The 23,899-nt window shown below is 60.8% G+C and carries 21 protein-coding genes; 16 read left to right on the top strand and 5 right to left on the bottom strand.

The annotated features are described in order from the left end of the window. Positions 1–58: 58 nt before the first annotated feature. The 11 genes from edd to RS887_RS05185 all read left to right on the top strand — a co-directional run bounded on the left by edd (position 59) and on the right by RS887_RS05185 (position 13,728). Positions 59–1,885 (top strand): phosphogluconate dehydratase, encoded by a 1,827-nt coding sequence (edd, locus tag RS887_RS05235; protein WP_322614637.1) that lies wholly within the window; start codon positions 59–61, stop codon positions 1,883–1,885. Continuing rightward, positions 1,882–2,841 (top strand): glucokinase, encoded by a 960-nt coding sequence (locus RS887_RS05230; protein ID WP_322614636.1) that lies wholly within the window; start codon positions 1,882–1,884, stop codon positions 2,839–2,841. Before edd ends, RS887_RS05230 begins: the two co-directional genes overlap by 4 nt. Before the next feature lie 185 nt (positions 2,842–3,026). Further along, a complete protein-coding gene (locus RS887_RS05225) occupies positions 3,027–3,758 on the top strand; it encodes a response regulator transcription factor (protein WP_322614635.1) in 732 nt (243 codons plus the stop codon). Between the two features lie 31 nt (positions 3,759–3,789). Next, a complete protein-coding gene (locus RS887_RS05220; RefSeq protein ID WP_416339949.1) occupies positions 3,790–5,217 on the top strand; it encodes an ATP-binding protein in 1,428 nt (475 codons plus the stop codon). A gap of 217 nt (positions 5,218–5,434) precedes the next feature. Continuing rightward, positions 5,435–6,694: an AGE family epimerase/isomerase gene (locus RS887_RS05215; protein ID WP_322614633.1), complete on the top strand. Its 1,260-nt coding sequence runs from the start codon at positions 5,435–5,437 to the stop codon at positions 6,692–6,694. Positions 6,695–6,811: 117 nt separating this feature from the next. Beyond that, positions 6,812–8,110: an ABC transporter substrate-binding protein gene (locus RS887_RS05210; protein WP_322614632.1), complete on the top strand. Its 1,299-nt coding sequence runs from the start codon at positions 6,812–6,814 to the stop codon at positions 8,108–8,110. Between the two features lie 201 nt (positions 8,111–8,311). Continuing rightward, positions 8,312–9,220 carry a carbohydrate ABC transporter permease gene (locus tag RS887_RS05205; protein WP_008056768.1) on the top strand — a complete coding sequence of 303 codons (909 nt, stop codon included), beginning with the start codon at positions 8,312–8,314 and terminating at the stop codon, positions 9,218–9,220. Next, positions 9,213–10,058, top strand: coding sequence for a carbohydrate ABC transporter permease (locus RS887_RS05200; protein ID WP_111279905.1), 846 nt, complete (start codon positions 9,213–9,215; stop codon positions 10,056–10,058). Before RS887_RS05205 ends, RS887_RS05200 begins: the two co-directional genes overlap by 8 nt. A 4-nt stretch (positions 10,059–10,062) precedes the next feature. Beyond that, positions 10,063–11,223 carry a sn-glycerol-3-phosphate ABC transporter ATP-binding protein UgpC gene (locus RS887_RS05195; protein ID WP_322614631.1) on the top strand — a complete coding sequence of 387 codons (1,161 nt, stop codon included), beginning with the start codon at positions 10,063–10,065 and terminating at the stop codon, positions 11,221–11,223. Positions 11,224–11,412: 189 nt separating this feature from the next. Further along, positions 11,413–12,759, top strand: a complete 1,347-nt coding sequence (locus RS887_RS05190) for a carbohydrate porin (RefSeq protein ID WP_322614630.1) — start codon at positions 11,413–11,415, stop codon at positions 12,757–12,759. Positions 12,760–12,873: 114 nt separating this feature from the next. Continuing rightward, positions 12,874–13,728 carry a D-hexose-6-phosphate mutarotase gene (locus tag RS887_RS05185; protein ID WP_322614629.1) on the top strand — a complete coding sequence of 285 codons (855 nt, stop codon included), beginning with the start codon at positions 12,874–12,876 and terminating at the stop codon, positions 13,726–13,728. Positions 13,729–13,869: 141 nt separating this feature from the next. On the opposite strand, the gene RS887_RS05180 is transcribed toward RS887_RS05185, so the two are convergent. Continuing rightward, on the bottom strand, positions 13,870–14,730 hold the full coding sequence (locus RS887_RS05180) for a MurR/RpiR family transcriptional regulator (RefSeq protein ID WP_170948639.1): 861 nt from the start codon (positions 14,728–14,730) through the stop codon (positions 13,870–13,872). 228 nt (positions 14,731–14,958) lie between these two features. Between RS887_RS05180 and zwf the strand changes: the two genes are divergently transcribed. From zwf to RS887_RS05165, 3 genes are read left to right on the top strand one after another with little or no spacing between them, the layout of a single operon-like run. Beyond that, positions 14,959–16,428 (top strand): glucose-6-phosphate dehydrogenase, encoded by a 1,470-nt coding sequence (gene zwf, locus RS887_RS05175; RefSeq protein WP_322614628.1) that lies wholly within the window; start codon positions 14,959–14,961, stop codon positions 16,426–16,428. Further along, positions 16,415–17,128 carry a 6-phosphogluconolactonase gene (gene pgl, locus RS887_RS05170; RefSeq protein ID WP_322614627.1) on the top strand — a complete coding sequence of 238 codons (714 nt, stop codon included), beginning with the start codon at positions 16,415–16,417 and terminating at the stop codon, positions 17,126–17,128. Before zwf ends, pgl begins: the two co-directional genes overlap by 14 nt. Before the next feature lie 17 nt (positions 17,129–17,145). After that, entirely contained in the window at positions 17,146–17,811 is a 666-nt protein-coding gene (locus tag RS887_RS05165; protein WP_057399014.1) for a bifunctional 4-hydroxy-2-oxoglutarate aldolase/2-dehydro-3-deoxy-phosphogluconate aldolase, read from the top strand. Positions 17,812–18,051: 240 nt separating this feature from the next. On the opposite strand, the gene RS887_RS05160 is transcribed toward RS887_RS05165, so the two are convergent. Both RS887_RS05160 and RS887_RS05155 read right to left on the bottom strand, forming a co-directional pair. Continuing rightward, positions 18,052–19,233 (bottom strand): aminotransferase class V-fold PLP-dependent enzyme, encoded by a 1,182-nt coding sequence (locus RS887_RS05160; protein ID WP_322614626.1) that lies wholly within the window; start codon positions 19,231–19,233, stop codon positions 18,052–18,054. Positions 19,234–19,252: 19 nt separating this feature from the next. After that, complete coding sequence (locus tag RS887_RS05155; protein WP_003227425.1) at positions 19,253–19,489, bottom strand: DUF3820 family protein; 237 nt, start codon at positions 19,487–19,489, stop codon at positions 19,253–19,255. Between the two features lie 203 nt (positions 19,490–19,692). Between RS887_RS05155 and RS887_RS05150 the strand changes: the two genes are divergently transcribed. Further along, positions 19,693–20,181, top strand: a complete 489-nt coding sequence (locus RS887_RS05150; RefSeq protein WP_322614625.1) for a PA2169 family four-helix-bundle protein — start codon at positions 19,693–19,695, stop codon at positions 20,179–20,181. Positions 20,182–20,302: 121 nt separating this feature from the next. On the opposite strand, the gene RS887_RS05145 is transcribed toward RS887_RS05150, so the two are convergent. Then, on the bottom strand, positions 20,303–20,773 hold the full coding sequence (locus RS887_RS05145) for a MaoC family dehydratase (RefSeq protein WP_007974451.1): 471 nt from the start codon (positions 20,771–20,773) through the stop codon (positions 20,303–20,305). A gap of 42 nt (positions 20,774–20,815) precedes the next feature. Beyond that, on the bottom strand, positions 20,816–21,760 hold the full coding sequence (locus RS887_RS05140; RefSeq protein ID WP_322614624.1) for an alpha/beta hydrolase: 945 nt from the start codon (positions 21,758–21,760) through the stop codon (positions 20,816–20,818). A 245-nt stretch (positions 21,761–22,005) separates the two neighbouring features. Here RS887_RS05140 and fadD2 point away from each other — a divergent pair, with 245 nt between their 5' ends. Continuing rightward, positions 22,006–23,694, top strand: coding sequence for a long-chain-fatty-acid--CoA ligase FadD2 (gene fadD2 / locus RS887_RS05135; RefSeq protein ID WP_322614623.1), 1,689 nt, complete (start codon positions 22,006–22,008; stop codon positions 23,692–23,694). The last annotated feature ends 205 nt before the right edge of the window (positions 23,695–23,899 follow it).

Genomic DNA, 23,899 nt, shown 5'->3' with positions numbered 1-23,899 from the left:
GGCCTTTGATCAGCATAGACAATCAGGTCGCCACATCCGTTAGCCTGGAGTTCTACACATGCATCCCCGCGTCCTTGAGGTCACTGAACGGCTTATCGCCCGCAGCCGCGCCACGCGTGAGGCCTACCTTGCATTGATCCGCGGTGCGGCCAGCGACGGTCCGATGCGCGGCAAGCTGCAATGCGCCAACTTCGCCCATGGCGTGGCCGGTTGCGGCAGCGACGACAAGCACAGCCTGCGGATGATGAACGCCGCGAACATCGCGATAGTTTCGTCATATAACGACATGCTCTCGGCGCACCAGCCGTACGAAGTCTTTCCGGAGATGATCAAAAAGGCCCTGCGCGAGATTGGCTCCGTCGGCCAGTTCGCCGGTGGCACACCGGCCATGTGCGATGGCGTGACCCAGGGCGAGCCGGGCATGGAACTGAGCCTGCCGAGTCGCGAAGTGATCGCGTTGTCCACTGCCGTGGCGCTGTCCCACAACATGTTCGACGGCGCGCTGCTGCTGGGCATCTGCGACAAGATCGTGCCGGGCCTGATGATGGGCGCGCTGCGCTTCGGCCATCTGCCGATGATCTTCGTGCCGGGCGGGCCGATGGTGTCGGGCATTTCCAACAAGCAGAAAGCCGATGTGCGCCAGAAGTACGCCGAAGGCAAGGCCACCCGCGAAGAGCTGCTGGAATCGGAAATGAAGTCCTACCACAGCCCAGGCACCTGCACCTTCTACGGCACCGCCAACACCAACCAGTTGCTGATGGAAGTCATGGGCCTGCACCTGCCGGGCGCGTCCTTCGTCAACCCGAACACGCCGCTGCGCGATGCCTTGACCCGCGAAGCCGCGCACCAGGTCACCCGCCTGACCAAGCAGAACGGCGACTTCATGCCGATCGGCGAAATCGTCGACGAGCGTTCGCTGGTCAACTCCATCGTGGCGCTGCACGCCACGGGCGGCTCGACCAACCACACCCTGCACATGCCGGCCATCGCCATGGCGGCGGGCATTCAATTGACCTGGCAGGACATGGCCGACCTCTCCGAAGTCGTGCCGACCCTGAGCCACGTCTACCCGAACGGCAAAGCTGACATCAACCACTTCCAGGCCGCGGGCGGCATGTCGTTCCTGATCCGTGAACTGCTGGAAGCCGGGTTGCTCCACGAAAACGTCAACACCGTGATGGGCCACGGCCTGAGCCGCTACACCCAGGAGCCGTTCCTCGACAATGGCCAGCTGGTGTGGCGCGAAGGTGTGACCGACAGCCTCGATGAAAGCATTCTGCGCCCGGTTGCCCGCGCATTTTCGCCGGAAGGTGGCCTGCGGGTGATGGAAGGCAACCTGGGTCGCGGTGTGATGAAAGTCTCAGCCGTTGCCGTGGAAAACCAGATCGTCGAAGCGCCAGCCATGGTGTTCCAGGATCAGCAGGACCTGGCCGATGCATTCAAGGCCGGTTTGCTGGAGAAGGATTTTGTCGCGGTGATGCGCTTCCAGGGCCCTCGCTCCAACGGCATGCCGGAGCTGCACAAGATGACGCCGTTCCTCGGTGTATTGCAGGACCGCGGCTTCAAGGTGGCGCTGGTGACCGACGGACGCATGTCCGGCGCGTCGGGGAAAATTCCGGCGGCCATTCATGTCAGCCCCGAAGCCTATGTAGGCGGCGCTTTGGCGCGGGTGCAAGAGGGCGATATCATCCGCGTCGATGGCGTCAAAGGCACCCTGGAGCTTAAGGTGGACGCCGACGAATTCGCAGCGCGCACGCCGGCCAAGGGCCTGTTGGGCAACAACATCGGCACCGGTCGCGAACTGTTTGGTTTCATGCGCATGGCCTTCAGCTCGGCGGAGCAGGGCGCCAGCGCCTTCACTTCTGCCCTGGAGACGCTTAATTGAAACTGGCTTTGGTCGGTGACATCGGTGGGACCAACGCACGTTTCGCGTTGTGGAAAAACCAGCAGCTGGAATCGGTCCAGGTGCTGGCGACGGCCGACCATGACAGCCCGGAAGAGGCCATCAGCCTCTACCTGAGCGGGCTGGGTCTGGCGCCGGGCTCGATCGGTTCGGTGTGCCTGTCGGTGGCCGGCCCCGTCAGTGGCGACGAATTCAAATTCACCAACAATCACTGGCGCCTGAGCCGCAAGGGCTTTTGCCAGACCTTGCAGGTCGAGCAACTGTTGCTGGTCAACGACTTCTCGGCCATGGCCCTGGGCATGACCCGTTTGCAGCCTGGTGAATTCCGCGTGGTCTGCGAAGGTACGCCGGAGCCGTTGCGCCCGGCGGTGGTAATTGGCCCGGGCACCGGCCTGGGCGTCGGCACTTTGCTCGATTTGGGTGAGGGCCGGTTCGCCGCGTTGCCGGGGGAGGGCGGTCACGTCGATCTGCCACTGAGCAGCCCGCGTGAAACCCAACTCTGGCAGCACATCTACAGCGAAATCGGTCACGTCAGCGCTGAAACCGCGTTGAGCGGCGGCGGCTTGCCCCGCGTCTACCGGGCGATCTGCGCGGTGGACGGGCATACGCCGGTGCTCGACACCCCGGAGGCCATCACCGCTGCCGGGCTGGCGGGCGATCCGATTGCCGTGGAAGTGCTTGAGCAGTTCTGCTGCTGGCTGGGTCGCGTGGCCGGCAACAACGTGCTGACCACCGGTGGCCACGCTGGCGTGTACATCGTTGGCGGGGTGATTCCACGCTTTGCCGACTTCTTCCTGCAGAGCGGTTTCGCCCGCTGCTTCGCCGACAAGGGTTGCATGAGCGATTACTTCAAGGGGATACCGGTGTGGCTGGTGACGGCGCCGTATTCGGGGTTGATGGGGGCTGGAGTAGCGCTGGAGCAATCCATTCCAGCCTGAATGCAATCACCTGTAGGAGCGAGCCTGCTCGCGATGGACGTTAACGATAACGCGTGCTTTCTGAATGCACGCGGTGCCTTCAAGTCCATCGCGAGCAAGCTCGCTCCTACAGTTTTTCTGTGGTGTTTGTAAGTTGAGTGCTTAAGGCATAATCCGCCCAATTCCAACAACAAGGACGCCTTCCTGTGAGCTCAGTCAACAAGTCGATTTTGTTGGTCGATGACGATCAAGAGATACGCGAGTTGCTGGACACCTACCTGACCCGTGCCGGTTTCCAGGTGCGTACCACGCCCGACGGCGCCGGTTTTCGCCAGGCGCTGAACGAGGCGCCGAGTGATCTGGTGATCCTTGATGTGATGCTGCCCGACGAAGACGGCTTCAGCCTGTGCCGCTGGGTTCGCCAGCATCCACGCCAGGCTCAGGTGCCGATCATCATGCTCACCGCCAGTTCCGACGAGGCTGACCGCGTCATCGGCCTGGAACTGGGCGCCGACGATTATCTGGGCAAGCCGTTCAGCCCACGGGAGTTGCAGGCGCGGATCAAGGCGTTGCTGCGCCGCGCGCAGTTCGGTCAGGAGCGTAGCGGTGGCGAGGTACTGGCCTTCGATGACTGGCGTCTGGACATGGTCAGCCATCGGTTGTTTCACATCGATGGCGAAGAGGTGATTCTCTCGGGTGCCGACTTCGCACTGCTGAAACTGTTCCTTGATCATCCTCAGGAAATCCTCGACCGCGACACCATCGGCAATGCCACCCGTGGACGGGACCTGATGCCCCTCGACCGTATTGTCGACATGGCGGTCAGCCGTTTGCGCCAGCGTCTGCGCGACACCGAAAAACCACCACGGCTGATCCGTACCGTGCGCGGCAGTGGCTACCAATTGGCAGCCACTGTGGTTGCCAGCAATGGCCACTGAGCTGTTGCGCAAGCTCGCGGCGAAGGTACCGATGCCGCGTTCGCTGCTCGGGCGGATGTTGCTGCTGACCTTGCTGGCCGTGTTGTTCGCCCAGACGCTGTCGAGCGTGATCTGGGTCTCGCAACTGCGCGCCACGCAGCTCGAGGGCCTGGTCACCAGCGCTCGCAGCCTGGCCCATTCGATGACGGCCAGTGTCAGTTACTTCCGTTCGTTGCCGGTGGCGTTTCGGCCCCTGGTGCTCGATCAGTTGCGCAGCATGGGTGGCACCCGGTTCGTGGTGACGCTCAACGACAAACCCCTGGGCATGGAAGTGCTGCCCATCACCCCGCGCAAAGAGGCGGTGCTCAAAGCCGTGGACGAGGTGCTGCGCCAGTCCCTCGGCCAGGACGCGGACATCTCGGTGACCTTCGTCAGCCCGGAAGACCTGCGCATCTTCAATGGCGGCCTGAAGCTCGATGAGTTGCCACGTTCCTGGGCGCACTACGCGCTGACGCTGGAACCGGTGAATCCTCCGGTGCTGGTCACGCAGATCCAGATGGCGCCGGGCGAATGGCTGTACATCGCCTCGCTGTTGCCCGAGCCCTACACCAGTCTTGAAGAGCAGGGCCTGCCGGCGCAGCAGGTGTGGTTCATCGTCCTGACCAGCGGTTTTTTGCTGTTGTTCATCGGCCTGCTGGTGCACTGGCAGAGCCGTCCGCTCAAGCGCCTGGCGCGGGCGGCGCGGGACTTGTCGCTGGGCGCCGATGTCGAGCCGGTGGCCGAAGGTGGTGGCAGTGAAGTGGTCGAAGTCGGCCGTGCCTTCAACACCATGCGCGAGCGCATCAGCCGTTACCTGACCGAACGCAGCCAGTTGTTCAGCGCCATTTCCCACGACCTGCGCACGCCGATCACCCGCCTGCGCCTGCGGGTCGAATTGCTCGAAGACGAAACACTGCAAGCCAAGTTCGGCCGCGATCTGGATGAGCTGGAGCTGCTGGTCAAGGGCGCGCTGCAATGCGTGAAAGACACCGACATCCACGAGAACATCGAGCAAGTGGATCTCAACCATGTGCTCGACTGTCTGGTGGAGCCTTATCTGGCACCGAACGGCAACGGTCGCGTGACCCAACAGGGGCGGGCGCTGGCGGCGTATCCGGGGAAACCGCTGGCGCTCAAGCGCTGCATCGGCAACCTGATCGACAACGCGTTGAAGTACGGACAGAACGCACACCTGCACATCGACGACGACGAAAGCGCGTTCATCCTGCATGTCGATGATGAAGGGCCGGGCGTGCCGGAGCAGCGGCTGGAGCAGGTGTTCGAACCGCACTTCCGCCTGGCCGGGCAGCAGCAGGGCTATGGGTTGGGGCTGGGGATTGCGCGCAACATTGCCCATAGCCATGGTGGTGAAGTGAGTTTGCAGAATCTGCGTGAGGGTGGGTTGCGGGTGACGTTGCAGTTGCCGCGTAGTGCTGATTAGAAATACCGCGTTATCGTTCTTCGCGAGCAAGCCCGCTCCCACATTTGATCGCATTCTAATGTGGGAGCGGGCTTGCTCGCGAAGGCGGCAGAACATTCAACATCGCCCTAAAGGTAATTGTCACAACCCGGTGACATAACCCACCCCCTTCGTTACAAGCCCGCCTTCGTCCGTTGTTTATGCTGCCCAGCAGTCATAACAACAAAAAAGGTACGTCATGGACACCTTCCAACCTGCCTTCAGCAGTTGGCTCAATGCTCCTGCCCATCAGCAATGGCTCGCTACCGAAGGCTTGCGCCTGCTGGCGTTTGCCAAGGCTTCGAGGCTCCCCGAAGGCTTCGGCAACCTCGATGAAAAAGGTCGCCTCCCGGCCGATGCGCAAGCCTGGACCATGAACACTGCGCGCATGACCCACAGCTTCGCCATGGCCCATATCCAGGGGCTGCCGGGTTTTGCCGAGCTGGTGGATCACGGTGTCGCGGCGCTACGCGGGCCACTGCGTGATGCGGTTCACGGCGGCTGGTTCGCGGCTGCCGAACATCGCGATGGCAACACCGGCAAGAACGCCTACCTGCATGCCTTCGTCGCGCTGGCCGCGAGTTCCGCGGTAGTCGCGCAGCGTCCCGGTGCGCAGGCCTTGCTCGATGATGCCATCGACATCATCGACACGAACTTCTGGAGTGAGGAGGAGGGCGCCATGCGCGAATCCTTCAACCGTGACTGGAGCGAGGAGGAAGCCTATCGAGGCGCCAACAGCAACATGCACGCCACCGAGGCCTTCCTCGCCCTGGCCGATGTCACTGATGACAACCGTTGGCTCAGCCGTGCCCAGCGGATTGTCGAGCGGGTGATCCATGGTCACGCCGCTGCCAACGATTACCTGGTGATCGAGCATTTCGATCGCGCCTGGCAGCCACTGCGGGACTACAACCGCGACAATCCGGCCGACGGCTTCCGCCCCTACGGCACCACACCGGGCCACGGTTTCGAGTGGGCGCGGCTGTTGCTGCATCTCGAAGCTTCGCGGATCAGAGCGGGGATGCTCGCGCCGGGCTGGCTGCTCACCGACGCGCAAAAACTCTTTGAGCACAACTGCCGTCATGGCTGGGACGTCGATGGTGCGCCGGGGATCGTCTACACCCTGGACTGGGACAACAAAGCGGTGGTCCGTCATCGCCTGCACTGGACCCATTGCGAAGCCAGTGCCGCTGCAAGCGCGCTACTCAAGCGCACCGGTGATGAGCAATACGAACGCTGGTACCGACTGTTCTGGGAATTCTGTGACAGTCATTTCATCGACCGCTGTGATGGCAGCTGGTATCACGAACTCGACCCGCAAAACCGCCCGAGTGCCGATATCTGGCCGGGCAAGCCGGACCTTTACCACGCCTGGCAAGCCGTGCTGATTCCGCGCCTGGCGCTGGCGCCAAGCATGGCCACAGCGCTGGCGCATCTGTCCCAGAGCGGTTCTATGTAACCATGCGGTGACATTCGCGCATCCCTTCGTTACCTGCGAGGGGATATCCCCTGTTTAGAATCCTATGCAGCGCAAGCAACAGACTTGCATGCATAACAACAAGAAAGGTGCTCCTAGATGAATGCGATTTCTCGCCTCGCTACTGTCATTTCTCTCGCTTCCCTGTCTGCGCTCCCCCTCAGTGTCCTCGCTGCCGAATCCAAAGGTTCCGTTGAAGTCGTTCACTGGTGGACTTCCGGTGGTGAAAAAGCAGCGGTCGATGTCCTGAAAGCTCAAGTCGAAAAAGACGGCTTCACCTGGAAGGACGGCGCAGTCGCCGGTGGTGGCGGTTCCACGGCCATGACCGTACTCAAAAGTCGCGCCGTAGCCGGCAACCCGCCAGGCGTCGCCCAGATCAAAGGCCCGGACATCCAGGAGTGGGGCAGCACTGGCCTGCTCAGCATCGACGCGTTGAAAGAGGTTTCCAAGGCGGAAAACTGGGATGGCCTGCTGTCGAAGAAAGTCTCCGACACCGTCAAATACGAAGGCGATTACGTGGCCGTGCCGGTGAACATCCACCGCGTCAATTGGCTGTGGATCAACCCGGAAGTGTTCAAGAAAGCCGGGATCGAAAAAGCCCCGACTACCCTCGAAGAATTCTATGCCGCTGGCGACAAGCTCAAGGCCGCAGGCTTCATCGCGCTCGCCCACGGCGGTCAGCCTTGGCAGGACAGCACCGTGTTTGAAGACGTGGTGCTCTCGGTCATGGGCGCCGACGGTTACAAGAAAGCCCTGGTCGACCTGGACCAGAAGACCCTGTCCGGCCCGGAGATGACCCAGTCGTTCGCCGAGCTGAAAAAGATCACCGGCTACATGGACCCGAACCGCGCCGGTCGTGACTGGAACATCGCCGCCGCCGACGTCATCAATGGCAAGGCCGGCATGCAGATGATGGGCGACTGGGCCAAGAGCGAATGGACCGCCGCGAAGAAAATCGCCGGCAAGGACTACCAGTGCGTAGCGTTCCCGGGCACCGAAAAAGCCTTCACCTACAACATCGACTCCCTGGCGGTGTTCAAGCTCAAGGCTGATCGCAAGGGTGATATCGCTGCTCAGCAAGACCTGGCCAAGGTCGCATTGGGTACCGACTTCCAGAAAGTCTTCAGCATGAACAAGGGTTCGATCCCGGTGCGTAACGACATGCTGAACGAAATGGACAAGCTCGGCTTCGACGAGTGTGCCCAGAAGTCGGCGAAGGACTTCATCGCGGACGACAAGACCGGCGGCCTGCAACCGAGCATGGCGCACAACATGGCCACCTCCCTGGCCGTGCAAGGTGCGATCTTCGACGTGGTCACCAACTTCATGAACGACAAGGACGCTGACCCGGCCAAGGCCAGCGCCCAACTGGCCTCGGCTGTCAAAGCGGCCCAGTAATTCGCAATCGCCGCAGGAGAATCCTGCGGCAAACCCCAGAGAGAGCTCCGCCCCATTGTAGGAGCGAGCTTGCTCGCGATGGACTACCAGACACCGCGCTCATCCAGACAGACCCCGGTGTTCTTGATGCCATCGTGAGCAAACTCGCTCCTGCAGGGGGGAACTCTGTCCGGATTTCACTTCTCCACCTGGATTATCCCGATGAGCTCTGTGGCGGTTTTCAGCAAAGCCTCACCGTTCGATGCGCTGCAACGCTGGCTACCCAAGTTGGTACTCGCGCCGAGCATGCTGATCGTGTTGGTTGGCTTCTACGGTTACATCATCTGGACGTTCATTCTGTCCTTCACCAACTCCAGTTTCATGCCGAGCTACAAATGGGTCGGCCTGCAGCAATACATGCGCCTGATGGACAACGACCGCTGGTGGGTCGCGAGCAAGAACCTCGCGCTGTTCGGCGGCATGTTCATCGGCATCAGCCTGGTGCTGGGCGTGTTCCTCGCCGTGCTGCTGGACCAGCGCATTCGCAAGGAAGGCTTCATCCGCACCATCTACCTGTACCCGATGGCGCTGTCGATGATCGTCACCGGTACCGCGTGGAAATGGCTGCTCAACCCGGGCCTGGGCCTGGACAAGATGCTGCGTGACTGGGGCTGGGAAGGCTTCCGTCTCGACTGGCTGGTGGATCAGGATCGCGTCGTCTACTGCCTGGTGATCGCTGCTGTGTGGCAAGCCTCCGGGTTTGTCATGGCGATGTTCCTCGCCGGCCTGCGCGGCGTCGATCAATCGATCATCCGTGCCGCGCAAGTCGACGGGGCGAGCCTGCCGACAATCTACCTGAAGATCGTGCTGCCGAGCCTGCGCCCGGTGTTCTTCAGTGCCTTCATGATCCTCGCGCACATCGCGATCAAGAGCTTCGACCTGGTCGCGGCAATGACCGCGGGTGGTCCGGGTTACTCCTCCGACCTGCCAGCGATGTTCATGTATTCCTTCACCTTCAGCCGTGGCCAGATGGGCATCGGTTCGGCCAGCGCCATGCTGATGCTCGGCGCCGTGCTGACCATCCTCGTGCCGTACCTGTACTCCGAGCTGCGAGGCAAACGCCATGACTAATCAACTCGGCAAACCAACCCTGAGCTTCAGCCGCATCGCGATCTACGCCACCTTGTTGCTGGCGGCGGCGGTGTACCTGATCCCGCTGGTGGTGATGTTGCTGACCAGCTTCAAATCCCCCGAAGACATCCGCACCGGCAACCTGCTGAGCTGGCCGACCGTGATTGACGGCATCGGCTGGATCAAGGCCTGGGACGTGGTCGGCGGCTACTTCTGGAACTCGGTGAAGATCACCGTGCCGGCGGTGCTGATCTCCACCTTCGTCGGGGCCATGAACGGCTACGTGCTGTCGATGTGGCGCTTCCGTGGTTCGCAACTGTTCTTCGGCCTGTTGCTGTTCGGCTGCTTCCTGCCGTTCCAGACCGTGCTGCTGCCGGCCTCGTTCACCCTCGGCAAATTCGGCCTGGCCAACACCACCTCGGGTCTTGTGCTGGTGCACGTGGTCTACGGCCTGGCGTTTACCACGCTGTTCTTCCGCAACTACTACGTGAGCATTCCGGATGCGCTGGTCAAGGCTGCGCGGCTCGATGGCGCAGGCTTCTTCACGATTTTCTGGAAGATCCTGCTGCCGATGTCGATCCCGATCGTGATGGTCTGCCTGATCTGGCAGTTCACCCAGATCTGGAATGACTTCCTGTTTGGCGTGGTCTTCGCCAGTGGCGATGCCCAGCCAATTACCGTGGCCCTGAACAACCTGGTCAACACCAGCACCGGGGTCAAGGAATACAACGTTGATATGGCCGCCGCGATGATCGCCGGGCTGCCGACACTGCTGGTCTACATATTCGCTGGCAAGTATTTCCTGCGTGGGCTGACGTCCGGCGCGGTCAAGGGGTAAAGACATGGCAACTCTCGAATTACGCAACGTCAACAAGACCTACGGCGCCGGTTTGCCGGACACCCTGAAAAACATCGAACTGAAGATCGATGACGGTGAGTTCCTGATCCTGGTCGGCCCGTCGGGCTGCGGTAAATCCACCTTGATGAACTGCATCGCGGGCCTTGAAACCATCAGCGGCGGCGCGATCCTGGTGGACGCCGCCGACATCAGCGGCATGAGCCCCAAGGATCGTGACATCGCCATGGTGTTCCAGTCCTACGCGCTGTACCCGACCATGAGCGTGCGCGACAACATCGCCTTCGGCCTGAAGATCCGCAAAATGCCGACCGCGGAAATCGACGAAGAAGTCGCCCGCGTCTCCAAGCTGTTGCAGATCGAACACCTGCTCAACCGCAAGCCCGGCCAACTCTCCGGTGGCCAGCAACAGCGCGTGGCGATGGGCCGTGCCCTGGCACGGCGGCCGAAGATTTATCTGTTCGACGAGCCGCTGTCCAACCTCGACGCCAAGCTGCGCGTCGAGATGCGCACCGAAATGAAACTGATGCACCAGCGCCTGAAAACCACCACGGTCTATGTGACCCACGACCAGATCGAGGCCATGACCCTGGGTGACAAGGTGGCGGTGATGAAGGACGGCATCATCCAGCAGTTCGGTACGCCGAAGGACATCTACAACAACCCGGCCAACCTGTTCGTGGCGAGCTTCATCGGTTCGCCGCCGATGAACTTCATCCCGCTGCGCTTGCAGCGCAAGGACGGTCGCCTGCTGGCGCTGCTCGACAGCGGCCAGGCCCGATGCGAATTGCCGCTGGGCATGCAGGACGCCGGTCTTGAAGATCGCGAAGTGATCCTCGGCATGCGCCCTGAGCAGATCGTTCTGGCCAATGGCGAAGCGAACGGTTTGCCGACCATTCGTGCCGAAGTCCAGGTCACCGAACCGACAGGTCCCGACACCCTGGTCTTCGTCAACCTCAACGACACCAAGGTCTGCTGCCGCATGGCGCCGGACGTGGCGCCAGCGGTGGGCGAGACCCTGAACCTGCAATTCGATCCGGCGAAAGTGCTGTTGTTCGATGCGAAAACGGGTGAGCGACTGGGTGTCGCTGGCGTAGCGAAAACCGAATCACATGCTGCCAACGTAGCGCAATTCAAAGGCCGCTGAAGAACAAGACTGTAGGAGCGAGCTTGCTCGCGATGGAGTGTCAGTTGGCACCGATGCAGCTGATACACCATCGCGAGCAAGCTCGCTCCTACAGGTGGGGGACATGTGGCGGATGGATTGTTATCCGTCGCAACTGATGTAACCGCGTTAAAGAAGAAAAGTTAATAACAATAAAACGAGGATGTAGGGATGAAGATGAAGAACAAGGCCCGGTTGATCTGCCAAGTGTCAGCAGCGGCAGCACTGGTTCTGGCCGGCAATGCGATGGCCGATGAAGCGTTCAGCTCCGACTCCAAATGGATGACGGGCGATTGGGGTGGCGAACGTACCAAACTGATCGAGCAGGGCATCGACATCAAGATGGATTATGTCGGTGAAGTCGGCGCCAACCTGCATGGCGGTTTCAACGATGACAAGACCGCGCGCTACTCCGACCAGTTCGGCCTGGGAGCGGCACTGGACCTTCAAAAACTGCTGGGTTGGGATAACACCCAAGCCAAGATCCAGCTCACCAACCGTAACGGTGAGAACATCTCCAACGACCGTATCGGCGACCCGCGTGCCGGCACCCTGAGTTCCTCCCAGGAAGTCTTCGGTCGTGGCCATATGGTGCGTCTGACCCAGTTGTGGATTCAGCATCAGTTCTTCGACAACAAACTGGACGTCAAAGCCGGTTACTTCGGCGAAGGTGAAGACTTCAACACCTTCCCGTGCGAATTCCAGAACCTGGCGTTCTGCGGATCCCAGGTGGGTAACTGGGCCACCAACATCTGGTACAACTGGCCGGTGATGCAGGCGGCGATCCGCGTGAAGTACAACATCAATGACGAGCTCTACGCCCAGATCGGTGCGTACAACCAGAACACGTCGCAACTGGAGCACGGTAACGGCTTCAAGCTCAGCGGCAGTGGGACCAATGGCACCGTCCTGCCGGTCGAGCTGGTCTGGTCGCCGAAGGTCAACAACCTGCCAGGTGAATACCGCGTCGGTTACTACAAAAGTACCTCCGATGCCAACGACGTTCGCGAAGACGACAACGGTCAGGACGCAGCGACCACCGGCAACCCTTTGCGCGTCCACGATAGCAAGCACGGCTACTGGTTCGTCGCGCAGCAGCAGCTCACCAGCCACAACGGCGATGCTTCTCGCGGTCTGAACATCGCGGCCAACGCCACTTTCCACGACAAGGACACCAACTTCATCGACAACTACCAGTCGCTGATGTTTGTGTACAAGGGCCCGTTCGACGCGCGTCCGAAGGATGACGTGGGCATCGGTTTCGCCCGTATCCATGTCAACGATGACGTGAAGAAAAACGCCGAGCTGACCAACGCGGCCAACGGTGTTTCGGACTTCGACAATCCGCTGTTCTCACCCATTCGTGAAACCGAATACAACTACGAGATCAACTACGGCTTCCACGTGACCAACTGGCTGACCGTACGTCCCAACCTGCAATACGTCACGCACCCGGGTGGTGTGGATGAAGTCGACAACGCGCTGGTGGCCGGCCTGAAAATTCAGTCGGTGTTCTAACGCTGTTGCGATAAGCTCTCCTCAATGTGCGCATTTTTGCGGACAGCCCTGGCTGTCCGCTTTTTTTTGCGGGCCGCGCACCCCGGTGACAGATGATTTTCAGGACCGTGGCACATGCTTGAGCATCCGCTACAACGCTTCTTCAAATCCTTGCGCGAGCGTCCGGTGTTCGCGTGGGAGCGCTATCAGATGCGCGACGTGCTGGTGATCGATCATCCGCTGTGTCAGGCGGTGTTCAGCCGTCAGGGCGCGCAGTTGTTGCACTTCCAGCCCAAGGGCCAGAAACCCTGGCTGTGGTGCGCGGCGAAGTGGCCGCAGGTCGGTGCCATTCGCGGTGGCGTGCCGGTGTGTTGGCCGTGGTATGGCCGGCATCCGAGCGAAAACGCCTGGCCGTCCCATGGCTGGGCGCGGTTGCTCGACTGGAAGCTGCTCGACAGCAACAGTGACGACGATGGCGTGCAATTGCACTGGCAACTGAAGTTGTGCGACTGGCAGGTGGATCTGCACGCGCATCTGGGCGAGCGCATGGCGTTGCGCCTGAGCACCGAACATCAGGACGACATGCCGTGCCAGTTGAGCCAGGCTTTGCACGCTTACTGGCGTATTGGCGATGTCAGTGAGATAGCGCTGTCTGGGCTGGAAGGTGCCCAGGGTTATGACCAGTTGAACCGACAGGTTTGCCAGCAGGAAGGCGAGTTGCGCGTGGACGGCGGTTGTCAGCGAGTGTTCCAGCATGACGGCGAATTGCAGCTCAACGACCATGCCTGGCAGCGGGCGCTGTGCATCGACACTGGCGAAACGGCCGACACGGTGGTTTGGCATCCCGGTTCACGGCCGTTGCTCGGCGTGACTTGGAACGAGATATCCGAATTTGTCTGTGTAGAAGCAGCGAGTGGCGGTACAGACAGCCTGTGCCTGAAACCAGGGGAGCGGGCGCATTTGAGTTTGCAGGCGCGGGTGGGGGCTTGATTCTGCGGTGTTGCAACTGGCCCCTTCGCGAGCAAGCCCGCTCCCACATTTGATCGCGTTCGTTCTGACGGAACCGGGTCAACTGTGGGAGCGGGCTTGCTCGCGAAGGCGTCCTTTCAAGCAATAAAGATTCAGGATCGGTCAGTTGAACTCGTCACCCACCGGATACCGGCTGGCATTCAAGCTCTCCTTGATCTTGCGCAAGTGCGGCTGGAAGTCCACGCCCCGGCGCAAGGTCATGCCGGTGGCGAGCACGTCCAGCACGGTCAGCTGGATGATCCGCGACGTCATCGGCATGTAGATGTCGGTGTCTTCCGGCAGCGGTATGTTCAGGCTCAGGGTGCTGGCCTTGGCCAGCGGCGAGTTCTCGGCGGTCAGGCCCAGCACCGATGCGCCGTTTTCCCGGGCGATGCGCGCGACTTCCACCAGTTCGCGGGTGCGACCGGTATAGGAAATGATCACGAACAGCTCGCCGGTGTGGGCCACCGAGGCAATCATGCGCTGCATCAGCACGTCCGCGTGGGCCGTGACGGCGAGGTTGAAACGGAAGAACTTGTGCTGGGCATCCAGGGCCACCGGGGCCGAGGCGCCGAGGCCGAAGAAGTGGATCTGCCGGGCCTGGATCAACAGGTCGACGGCGCGGCTGATCAGGTTCGGGTCCAGTGCCTGGCATGCGCTGTCCAGTGAGGCGATGGCGCTGCCGAAGATCTTCTGGGTATAGGCTTCCGGATTGTCGTCGGCTTCCACCGCACGGCTGACGTAGGCGGCGCCACTGGCCAGGCTCTGGGCCAGTTGCAGTTTGAGCTCAGGGTAGCCGCTGACGCCGAACGAACGGCAGAAACGGTTGACCGTCGGTTCGCTGACCGAAGCCGCCTGGGCGAGGGCAGCGATGCTGAACCGGGTGGCCTGCTGCGGGTTGAGCAGGATCACCTCGGCGACTTTGCGCTCGGCCTTGTTCAGCTCTTCAAGGCGATTCTGGATTTGTTCCAGTAAATTTCGCACGCGGTCCATATGGGATTCCTTGATTCACCGGCACCGATAAGCGCGCGGCTAATGCAAAAAGGGCCTTTGGTGAGGCCCGTAACGGTGGCCTATCCTACTGATGGCTCCGACCGACCACCACTCGGAATCTGTATTTTGCGAAAATGTTGTGGTTATTACTACATTTTCCCTTGAGTGATGCCTTGAAAAAAGGTATTTGTAGCTTAACTTGATAAAAGAACAAACATCATGCTCTCGATTACGGTTGAACCGTGCACCTTTGCCTTGTTCGGCGCCCTGGGCGATCTGGCCTTGCGCAAGCTGTTTCCTGCCCTCTATCAACTCGACGGCGCCGGCCTGTTGCACGAGGACACGCGTATTATCGCGCTGGCCCGTGAGCCTGGCAGCGAGCAGGAACACCTGACGTTCATTGCCTCCGAGCTGCGCCGCTATGTCGGTGCCAAAGAGCTGGACGCCGCCGTGGTCGAGCGTTTTCTGGCGCGCCTGAGCTACCTGCACGTCGACTTCCTCAACGCCGAAGATTATGTGGCCCTGGCCGAAGTTGCCGGCACCGCACAGCGGGTCATCGCCTACTTTGCGACCCCGGCCGCCGTATACGGCGCGATTTGCGAAAACCTGGCCAAGGTCGGCCTGGCGCAAAACACCCGTGTGGTGCTGGAAAAGCCCATCGGTTCGGACCTGGAATCCTCGCGCAAGGTCAACGACGCCGTGGCGCAATTCTTCCCGGAGAACCGCACCTACCGCATCGACCACTACCTGGGCAAAGAGACCGTCCAGAACCTGATCGCCCTGCGTTTCGCCAACAGCCTGTTCGAAACCCAGTGGAACCAGAACTACATTTCCCACGTGGAAATCACCGTGGCCGAGAAGGTCGGTATCGAAGGCCGCTGGGGTTACTTCGACAAGGCCGGCCAGTTGCGCGACATGATCCAGAACCACCTGCTGCAACTGCTCTGCCTGATCGCCATGGACCCACCGGCCGACCTGTCCGCCGACAGCATCCGTGACGAGAAGGTCAAAGTGCTCAAGGCCCTGGCGCCGATCAGCCCGGAAGGCCTGACCACTCAAGTGGTGCGCGGCCAGTACATCGCCGGCTACAGCGAAGGCAAGGCAGTACCGGGGTACCTGGAAGAACCCAATTCCAACACCCAGAGCGACACCGAAACCTTCGTCGCCCTGCGTGCCGACATCCGCAACTGGCGCTGGGCCGGCGTGCCGTTTTACCTGCGTACCGGCAAGCGCATGCCGCAGAAACTGTCGCAGATCGTCATCCACTTCAAGGAACCGTCGCACTACATCTTCGCTCCCGAGCAGCGCCTGCAAATCAGCAACAAGCTGATTATCCGCCTGCAACCGGATGAAGGCATTTCCTTGCGCGTGATGACCAAGGATCAAGGCCTGGATAAAGGCATGCAGCTGCGCAGCGGTCCGTTGCAGCTGAATTTTTCCGACACCTGGAGCAGCGCACGGATTCCCGATGCCTACGAGCGGTTGTTGCTGGAAGTGATGCGTGGCAATCAGAACCTGTTTGTCCGTAAAGATGAAATCGAAGCCGCGTGGAAGTGGTGTGACCAGTTGATCGCCGGGTGGAAAAAATCCGGCGATGCGCCCAAGCCGTACGCGGCCGGGTCCTGGGGGCCGATGAGCTCCATTGCTCTGATCACGCGGGACGGGAGGTCATGGTATGGCGATATCTGATTTGAAACTGCCGCAGGGCGTCAGCGCCCATGCGTTCAAGAGCCCGGTGCTGCTGGCCGAAAGCCTGGCACTGAATGTAGCCAAGCAATTGAGCGATGCAATCGACGCCCAGGGTACAGCGACGCTGGTGGTGTCCGGTGGCCGCAGCCCGGTGGCGTTTTTCCAGCACCTGGCCAGGCAGGCGCTGGACTGGTCCAACGTGGTGGTCAGCCTGGCTGACGAGCGTTGGGTGCCGGTGGAGCACGCCGACAGTAACGCTGGCCTGCTCAAGAAATATCTCTTGCAAGGCCCGGCGGCCAAGGCGCAGTTCCTGAGCCTGTACAGCGCCAGTGCCAACCTTGAACAGGCGGCCGAGCAGGCCGACCGCTTGCTGTCCGAGTTGCCGGTGATCGACGTGCTGATCCTCGGCATGGGCGATGACGGCCACACCGCGTCGCTGTTCCCCAACAGCCCGAACCTTGACGAGGCCTTGAAAGTCGACGGCACACGTCGTTGCTGGCCGATGCTGGCGCCGACCGTGCCGCATCAGCGCCTGACCATGAGTCGTGCGCTGCTGGCTTCGGCCAAACATAAGATTCTGTCGATTTCCGGTCAGTCCAAGCTGACCACCCTGAGTTTCGCGCTGGCCGGTGACGATGTCGCCGAAATGCCGGTGCGCGCATTTCTGCAACCCACGTTAGAGATTTACTGGTGCCCATGAGCCAAGGAACAGCCGCTATGACAAACCCATCCCCGACCGTTTCCATGGCGGACAAAGTTGCCCTGATCGACAGCCTCTGCACGAAGGCGCGGATCCTGCCGGTGATCACCATCGCTCGCGAGCAGGACGTTCTGCCGCTGGCCGACGCGCTCGCGGCCGGAGGCCTGACGGCCCTGGAAGTGACCCTGCGTTCGCAATTCGGCCTCAAGGCCATCCAGATTCTGCGCGAGCAGCGTCCGGAACTGGTGACCGGTGCCGGCACCGTGCTCGATCGCCAGATGCTGGCTGCCGCCGAAGCGGCGGGTTCGCAATTCATCGTCACGCCGGGCATTACCCGTGATTTGCTGGAAGCCAGCGTTGCCAGCCCGATTCCACTGTTGCCAGGCATCAGCAATGCCTCGGGCATCATGGAAGGCTACGCTCTGGGTTACCGCCGATTCAAATTGTTCCCGGCCGAAGTCAGCGGCGGCGTCGCGGCCATCAAGGCTTTGGGCGGCCCGTTCGGTGAAGTGAAATTCTGCCCGACCGGCGGCGTCGGCCCGGCCAATATCAAGAGCTACATGGCGTTGAAAAACGTCATGTGCGTGGGCGGTAGCTGGATGCTTGATCCGGAGTGGATCAAGAACGGCGACTGGGCCCGCATTCAGGAATGCACCGCCGAGGCTTTGGCGCTGCTGGACTGATCGCTTCACCCGACACTCGTTGTGTGTTCTACGGCTTTACGGTGCGCTTGGTCGGTGCACCGTTTTTTTTGCCCGCGAAAACGTGCGGCAATCAACACCTCTGTAGGAGCGAGCTCGCTCGCGAAAAACCCCAGGCGCCGCTGGCTATCGGGTTCCCGCGTCATCGTTTACGACCATCGCGAGCGAGCTCGCTCCTACAGGCGCCGCTCCGCGTTATCGTTCATGCCCATCGCGAGCAGGTCAGCACAATTGCGCCAGCGCCGTGGTCAGCCGCGTCATGTGCCCGGCGGTGGTGGTCAGCCCCGGAGTGATGCGGATGCACGGGCCGCACGCCGCGCCGGTGCGCACCACGGTGAACAGGTTGTAGTCCTTGAGCAGCCGCTCGACCATCGCCTGCTGATCGGTCTGTGCGATGAAACGCAGGGCCGTGATGCCGCAGTACAGTCGCGGGTCGTCCGGGGTCAGGACTTCGATGCCCGGCAGTTCGCGTACGGAGCGGACCCACAGGTTGCGCAGGTAGTTGAGCCGCGCCCCCTTGGCCGCCGCGCCGCCCATGGCGTGATGCTCCTCGAGTACCAGCGGCAGGGTCAGCAGCGCCGGAATGTTCGGTGTGCTGTACGGCGTACGGGCGCGAATGTCAGTGACCGGGAAGTGCATCTCGCCCATGTCCGGGTCGATGTCGGCCAGGCGTTCGGGGGCGATGTAGATAAAGCCGAGCGTCAGTGGGGCACCGATCCACTTGTGCAGGTTGTAGCCGGCGAAGGCGATACCGAGCCCGGTCAGGTCAAATTCGAGTTGGCCGAGGGCATGGGCCCCATCGAGGATGACGTCGATGCCCTGTTCCTTCGCAGCGGCTGCAATCGCCTGCACCGGCATCACCAGGCCCGTGCGATGGGTGACGTGGGTCAGGGCCATCAGCTTCAGCCGCGGATGCCGCGCGAAGACGTCCCGATAGGTATTGAGCAGGCTGTCGAAGGTTGCCGGGTGTGTGTGTTCGATCTCGATCACTTCGACACCACGATTGCGTGCCAGCCAGCGCATGGCGCCTTTGACCGTGTCGTATTCCAGATCGCAAACCAGTACCTGATCGCCGGGCTGCAGCCGGTTGTAGTTGCGGATCAGCGACTGCAAACCTTCCGACGCGTTACGGGTCAGGGCGATGCTGTCGGCGGGTGTGCCTGTCAACCTGGCCAGTTGCGCGCGGATCTTCAGGCTGTCGCCCTGTTCGAAGCGCTGGCGCACGTAGACCGAGTTGCTGCGATTAATGAGCTCGATGTTGCGCTGGTATTCCTCGACCACCGTGCGCGACATGCGACCGAAGTAACCGTTCTCCAGGTTGAGCGGGCCGGGTTCGACATCGTAGCGGTCGGCAAAGGTTTGCCAGAAGGCTTCATCACGGGCGCGGCGGGTGTTGTCAGGCATGGGCTACTCGGTAGGTGATTCAGTGGCGCGGGGCCGGTTTGCCGTGTTTGGCGCGTAGCGGTTCGAGCAGGTCCGACAAGCCGTTGTGATCGATTTCCTGCATCAGGGCCAGCAGGCCGCCCAACTCGCCGTGAGGGAAACCCTCCCGGGCGAACCAGTTCAGGTAAGGGCCGGGCAGGTCGGCAATGATTCGACCCTTGTACTTGCCGAAAGGCATTTCGCGGGTGATCAGCAGTTCGAGCTTTTCAGGATTCATCGGTCGGTCGTCTTGATTCAGTCAATCTGGAAAATACAGGCATTCTGCATGCAGGCCAAATGACAGATCATGCAAATAAAACGGATACAGATTTTTGGATAATAGGTAACTGCTTGAAAAATAACGGATAGTTAAACGGTTCCGAGCTGGCATGCAGGGTGCAACGGTCATTACACCTTTCATCCACCGCAAGGAATTGAAAAATGACCGACATGAACAAAGAAGCGATTTCTGTACTCAACGACCTGATTGAAACCAGCAAGGACGGTCAGGCCGGGTTCAAGACTTGCGCTGAAGACATCAAGCACCCTGAACTCAAAAACCTGTTTATCGCGCGTTCGGCCGATTGTGCTACGGCTGCAGCAGAATTGCAGTCCGCCGTGCGTTCGATTGGCGGCGATCCGCAAACCTCCACCAGTGTCAGCGGTGACTTGCACCGTCGCTGGGTCGACGTGAAGTCGATGTTCACCGGCAAGGGCGAGGAGGCCGTACTCAATGAAGCCGAGCGTGGTGAAGACCATGCGTTGAAGGCTTACCGGGACGCGATGGAGAAAATCAACAAGCACAACCTGGTGGGCATTCGTGACCTGGTTGAACGTCAGTACCATGGCGCGCAACGCAATCACGATCAGGTCAAGGCCCTGCGTAACCAGGCGCGTGCCGTTCGTAAGCCAGGCGCGTGCCGTTCGTAAGCCAGGTTGAAGTAACTGTGGGAGCGGGCTTGCTCGCGAAGGCGGTCTGCCAGTCGCCATTAATAGTGACTGACACGCCGCCTTCGCGAGCAAGCCCGCTCCCACAGTTATATGCGGCGAATCAACCGATGCTGATGGCCGGCAGCTCCGTCAGCGTCACGCTCTGTTGCTTGCGTGGTGCGAGGATTTCCGCCTCGCCATCCACCACCAGCTCATCGCGCTGGTTGAACACGCGAGTGGCAATGCGCACGCGAAACTTCGGCAGCTTTTCCAGAATTTCCAGGCGCACGGTCAGGGTGTCGCCGATTTTCACCGGTTTCTGAAAGCTCATCTGCTGGCCGATGTAGATAGTCCCCGGTCCAGGCAACTCGCAGGCGACCGCCGCGCTGATCAACGCACCGCTGAACATGCCGTGGGCGATGCGCTCCTTGAACATGGTGCTGGCGGCGTATTCGGCATCCAGGTGCACCGGGTTGTGATCGCCGGACATCGCGGCGAACAACTGGATGTCGCGCTCTTCGACGGTCTTGCTGAAACTGGCGGTCTGGCCGACTTCGAGGGCTTCGTAAGGGGTGTTGGTAACCTGGGTCATCTGTCTCAATTCCTGTGACGAATTAAAAAATTCACAAAAAAACTATTCGGATCGGTGCGGTCGAGGCGTGCTCAAGGCCTGTGCGATCCAGTTCAGTACATCGGCGATGATTTCATCGCGGTTGCTCTCGTTGAACAGTTCGTGCCGTGCCTGCGGGTAAACGGTCAGTTGCAGGTGCTGGCTGCCGGCCGCCCGCAGCGCGTCGGCCAGATCCTTGAGACGCTTGCCTTCGCTCACCGGATCACATTCACCGCCAATCACCAGCAACGGCAGGCCCGGGTCGATCTGCGCGAGATTGGACGCTTTGCTGATTTGCTGCAAGCCACCGAGCAAGTCGATCCACAGTTGATTGGTGCAACGGAAACCGCAGAGCGGGTCGTTGACGTACAGATCGACCTGCGCCGGATCACGGCTGAGCCAGTCGAACGGCGTGCGTGCCGGTTTGAACTTGTTGTTGAACGAGCCGAACGACAGCCATTCGATCAATGCGCTGCGTCCCTGGCGGCCCTGGCGCAGGCGTTCGAAACGGGCGATTTGCCGTGCCGCGCGATAAAGCGCCACAGGCTGGAAGTTCGAGCCGCTGAGGATCGCCCCGTGCAGGCTGGCACTGTGGTGCAGCAGATAAGCCTGGGCAACGTAGCTGCCCATGCTGTGACCGAGCAGTACGATCGGTACGCCAGGGTGCTGCTGGCCGATGTGCTGGTTGAGGCAGGCCAGGTCGCTCACGACCTTGGACCAGCCATTGTCATCGGCGAAATGCCCGAGTGTCCCGTTTTCGGCAGTTTTGCCATGTCCACGCAGGTCTGGCGCACACACGCCATAGCCCTGATCACAGAGCTTTTGCGCAAGGGGTCCATAGCGACCGCTGTGTTCGGCCATGCCGTGGGCCAGCAGAATCATTGCCTTGAGGCTGCCGTCGGGTAGCCACTGGTTGACGAAGAGGCGGCTGTGGTCGCTCGTGGTCAGCCAGAATGTGTCATGGATCATGGCGGTTCCTTTGCATGAGGCTGCCTGGTCGCAAACAGCTCGTTGCAGTTTATAGCGCATCCTTGGCCGGGCGTCTGATCAGCCTACGCCACGGCAAGTAGATTCATACGGTCAATGACGGCGGTGGGCATATTTGCCTGCTACGTCATAACTGCTAGTGTCCGTGAAGCTCCGCTTTTTGCATTTTTTTTGAAAAGTGACAGAAAAGTGGCCCCGGATAGATTCAGGTAAAGAGGACAAGAACAATGCAACCTGATTTCTGGAATGACAAACGCCCGGCCGGTGTACCCCTGGATATCGATCTGGGAGCCTACAAGTCGGTGATCGAGGTGTTCGAGCGTTCCTGCAAGAAGTTTGCTGACCGCCCGGCGTTCAGCAACATGGGCGTGACCCTGACCTACGCCGAGCTGGAGCGCCAGAGCGCGGCCTTCGCCGGTTATCTGCAAGCCCACACCGACCTGGTGGCGGGGGACCGCATCGCGGTGCAGATGCCCAACGTCCTGCATTACCCGATTGCCGTGTTCGGTGCCCTGCGCGCCGGGTTGATCGTGGTCAACACCAACCCGTTGTACACCGCGCGGGAAATGCGTCACCAGTTCAAGGATTCCGGTGCCCGGGCGCTGGTGTACCTGAACATCTTCGGCCAGAAAGTCCAGGAAGTGCTCCCCGACACCGATATCCAGTACCTGATCGAAGCGAAGATGGGCGACCTGATGCCCACCGCCAAGGGTTGGCTGGTCAACACGATGGTGAGCAAGGTCAAGAAGATGGTCCCGGACTATTCCTTGCCCCAGGCCGTTTCTTTCAAGAGCGCGTTGCGCATGGGCCGTGGCCTGGGTATCAAGCCGCTGAACGTCGGTCTCGACGACATCGCCGTGCTGCAATACACCGGCGGCACCACCGGCCTGGCCAAGGGCGCGATGCTGAGTCACGGCAACCTGGTGGCGAACATGCAACAGGCACGGGCATGTCTGGGACAGTTTGGCAGTGACGGGCAACCGTTGTTGCGCGAAGGGCAGGAGGTCATGATCGCGCCACTGCCGCTGTACCACATCTATGCCTTCACGGCGAACTGCATGTGCATGATGGTGACGGGCAACCACAACGTGCTGATCACCAACCCGCGTGACATCGGCGGCTTCATCAAGGAACTGAAGAACTGGCGCTTCTCGGCGCTGCTGGGGCTCAACACGCTGTTCGTTGCGCTGATGGATCACCCGGACTTCAAGACCCTGGACTTCTCCAGCCTCAAGCTCACCAACTCCGGCGGCACAGCGCTGGTCAAGGCGACAGCCGAACGTTGGGAACAACTGACCGGTTGCCGCATCACCGAAGGTTACGGCCTGACCGAAACTTCGCCGGTGGCTTGTACCAACCCGTATGGCGACCAGTCGCGGATCGGTACGGTCGGCCTGCCGGTGCCGGGCACTGCGCTGAAAGTCATCAGCGATGACGGCGTCGAACAACCTTTGGGCGAGCGCGGCGAGTTGTGCATCAAGGGCCCGCAGATCATGAAGAGCTACTGGCAGAAACCCGATGCCACGGCTGAAGTGCTGGATGCCGAGGGCTGGTTCAAGTCCGGTGATATCGCGGTGATCGACCCGGACGGTTTCGTGCGTATCGTCGATCGCAAGAAGGACATGATCATTGTCTCGGGTTTCAACGTGTACCCGAACGAGATCGAAGACGTAGTGATGGCACACCCGAAAGTCGCCAACTGTGCGGTCATCGGTGTGCCAGACGAACGGTCGGGGGAGGCGGTGAAGCTGTTCGTGGTGGCCCGTGAAGCGGGCGTCAGCCTTGAAGAGCTGAAGGCCTACTGCAAGGAGAACTTCACGGCATACAAGGTACCCAAGCACATCGTGCTGCGGGAGTCGCTGCCGATGACGCCGGTGGGCAAGATCCTGCGGCGGGAGTTGCGTGATATTGCCTGATCGGTGATTGGCCGATCCCTGTAGGAGCGAGCCTGTTCGCGATGGACGCCAACGATAACGCGCCCTGTCTGGATGATCGCGTTGTCCGGACGTCCATCGCGAGCAGGCTCGCTCCTACAGTTTTAGCGCGAAAGCCCCGATTTTCGGGGCTTTCAGGGGTGTATAGAATTTTTGCTCTAAAATGACCGCTTGTCATTCTTGAGTC

The sequence above is a fragment of the Pseudomonas sp. BIC9C genome, assembly GCF_034541995.1.
Taxonomy (GTDB): Bacteria; Pseudomonadota; Gammaproteobacteria; order Pseudomonadales; family Pseudomonadaceae; genus Aquipseudomonas; species Aquipseudomonas fluorescens_CC.
The sequence above is the reverse complement of the archived record's forward strand: the minus strand, read 5'-3'. Positions and strand labels throughout refer to the sequence as shown.

Coding starts and splice junctions, on each gene's coding strand:
- edd (WP_322614637.1), top strand. CDS start 59: ATGCATCCCCGCGTCCTTGAGGTCACTGAACGGCTTATCGCCCGCAGC.
- RS887_RS05220 (WP_416339949.1), top strand. CDS start 3,790: ATGCCGCGTTCGCTGCTCGGGCGGATGTTGCTGCTGACCTTGCTGGCC.
- RS887_RS05215 (WP_322614633.1), top strand. CDS start 5,435: ATGGACACCTTCCAACCTGCCTTCAGCAGTTGGCTCAATGCTCCTGCC.
- RS887_RS05210 (WP_322614632.1), top strand. CDS start 6,812: ATGAATGCGATTTCTCGCCTCGCTACTGTCATTTCTCTCGCTTCCCTG.
- RS887_RS05205 (WP_008056768.1), top strand. CDS start 8,312: ATGAGCTCTGTGGCGGTTTTCAGCAAAGCCTCACCGTTCGATGCGCTG.
- RS887_RS05200 (WP_111279905.1), top strand. CDS start 9,213: ATGACTAATCAACTCGGCAAACCAACCCTGAGCTTCAGCCGCATCGCG.
- RS887_RS05195 (WP_322614631.1), top strand. CDS start 10,063: ATGGCAACTCTCGAATTACGCAACGTCAACAAGACCTACGGCGCCGGT.
- RS887_RS05190 (WP_322614630.1), top strand. CDS start 11,413: ATGAAGATGAAGAACAAGGCCCGGTTGATCTGCCAAGTGTCAGCAGCG.
- RS887_RS05185 (WP_322614629.1), top strand. CDS start 12,874: ATGCTTGAGCATCCGCTACAACGCTTCTTCAAATCCTTGCGCGAGCGT.
- zwf (WP_322614628.1), top strand. CDS start 14,959: ATGCTCTCGATTACGGTTGAACCGTGCACCTTTGCCTTGTTCGGCGCC.
- pgl (WP_322614627.1), top strand. CDS start 16,415: ATGGCGATATCTGATTTGAAACTGCCGCAGGGCGTCAGCGCCCATGCG.
- RS887_RS05165 (WP_057399014.1), top strand. CDS start 17,146: ATGACAAACCCATCCCCGACCGTTTCCATGGCGGACAAAGTTGCCCTG.
- RS887_RS05160 (WP_322614626.1), bottom strand. CDS start 19,233: ATGCCTGACAACACCCGCCGCGCCCGTGATGAAGCCTTCTGGCAAACC.
- RS887_RS05155 (WP_003227425.1), bottom strand. CDS start 19,489: ATGAATCCTGAAAAGCTCGAACTGCTGATCACCCGCGAAATGCCTTTC.
- RS887_RS05150 (WP_322614625.1), top strand. CDS start 19,693: ATGACCGACATGAACAAAGAAGCGATTTCTGTACTCAACGACCTGATT.
- RS887_RS05145 (WP_007974451.1), bottom strand. CDS start 20,773: ATGACCCAGGTTACCAACACCCCTTACGAAGCCCTCGAAGTCGGCCAG.
- RS887_RS05140 (WP_322614624.1), bottom strand. CDS start 21,760: ATGATCCATGACACATTCTGGCTGACCACGAGCGACCACAGCCGCCTC.
- fadD2 (WP_322614623.1), top strand. CDS start 22,006: ATGCAACCTGATTTCTGGAATGACAAACGCCCGGCCGGTGTACCCCTG.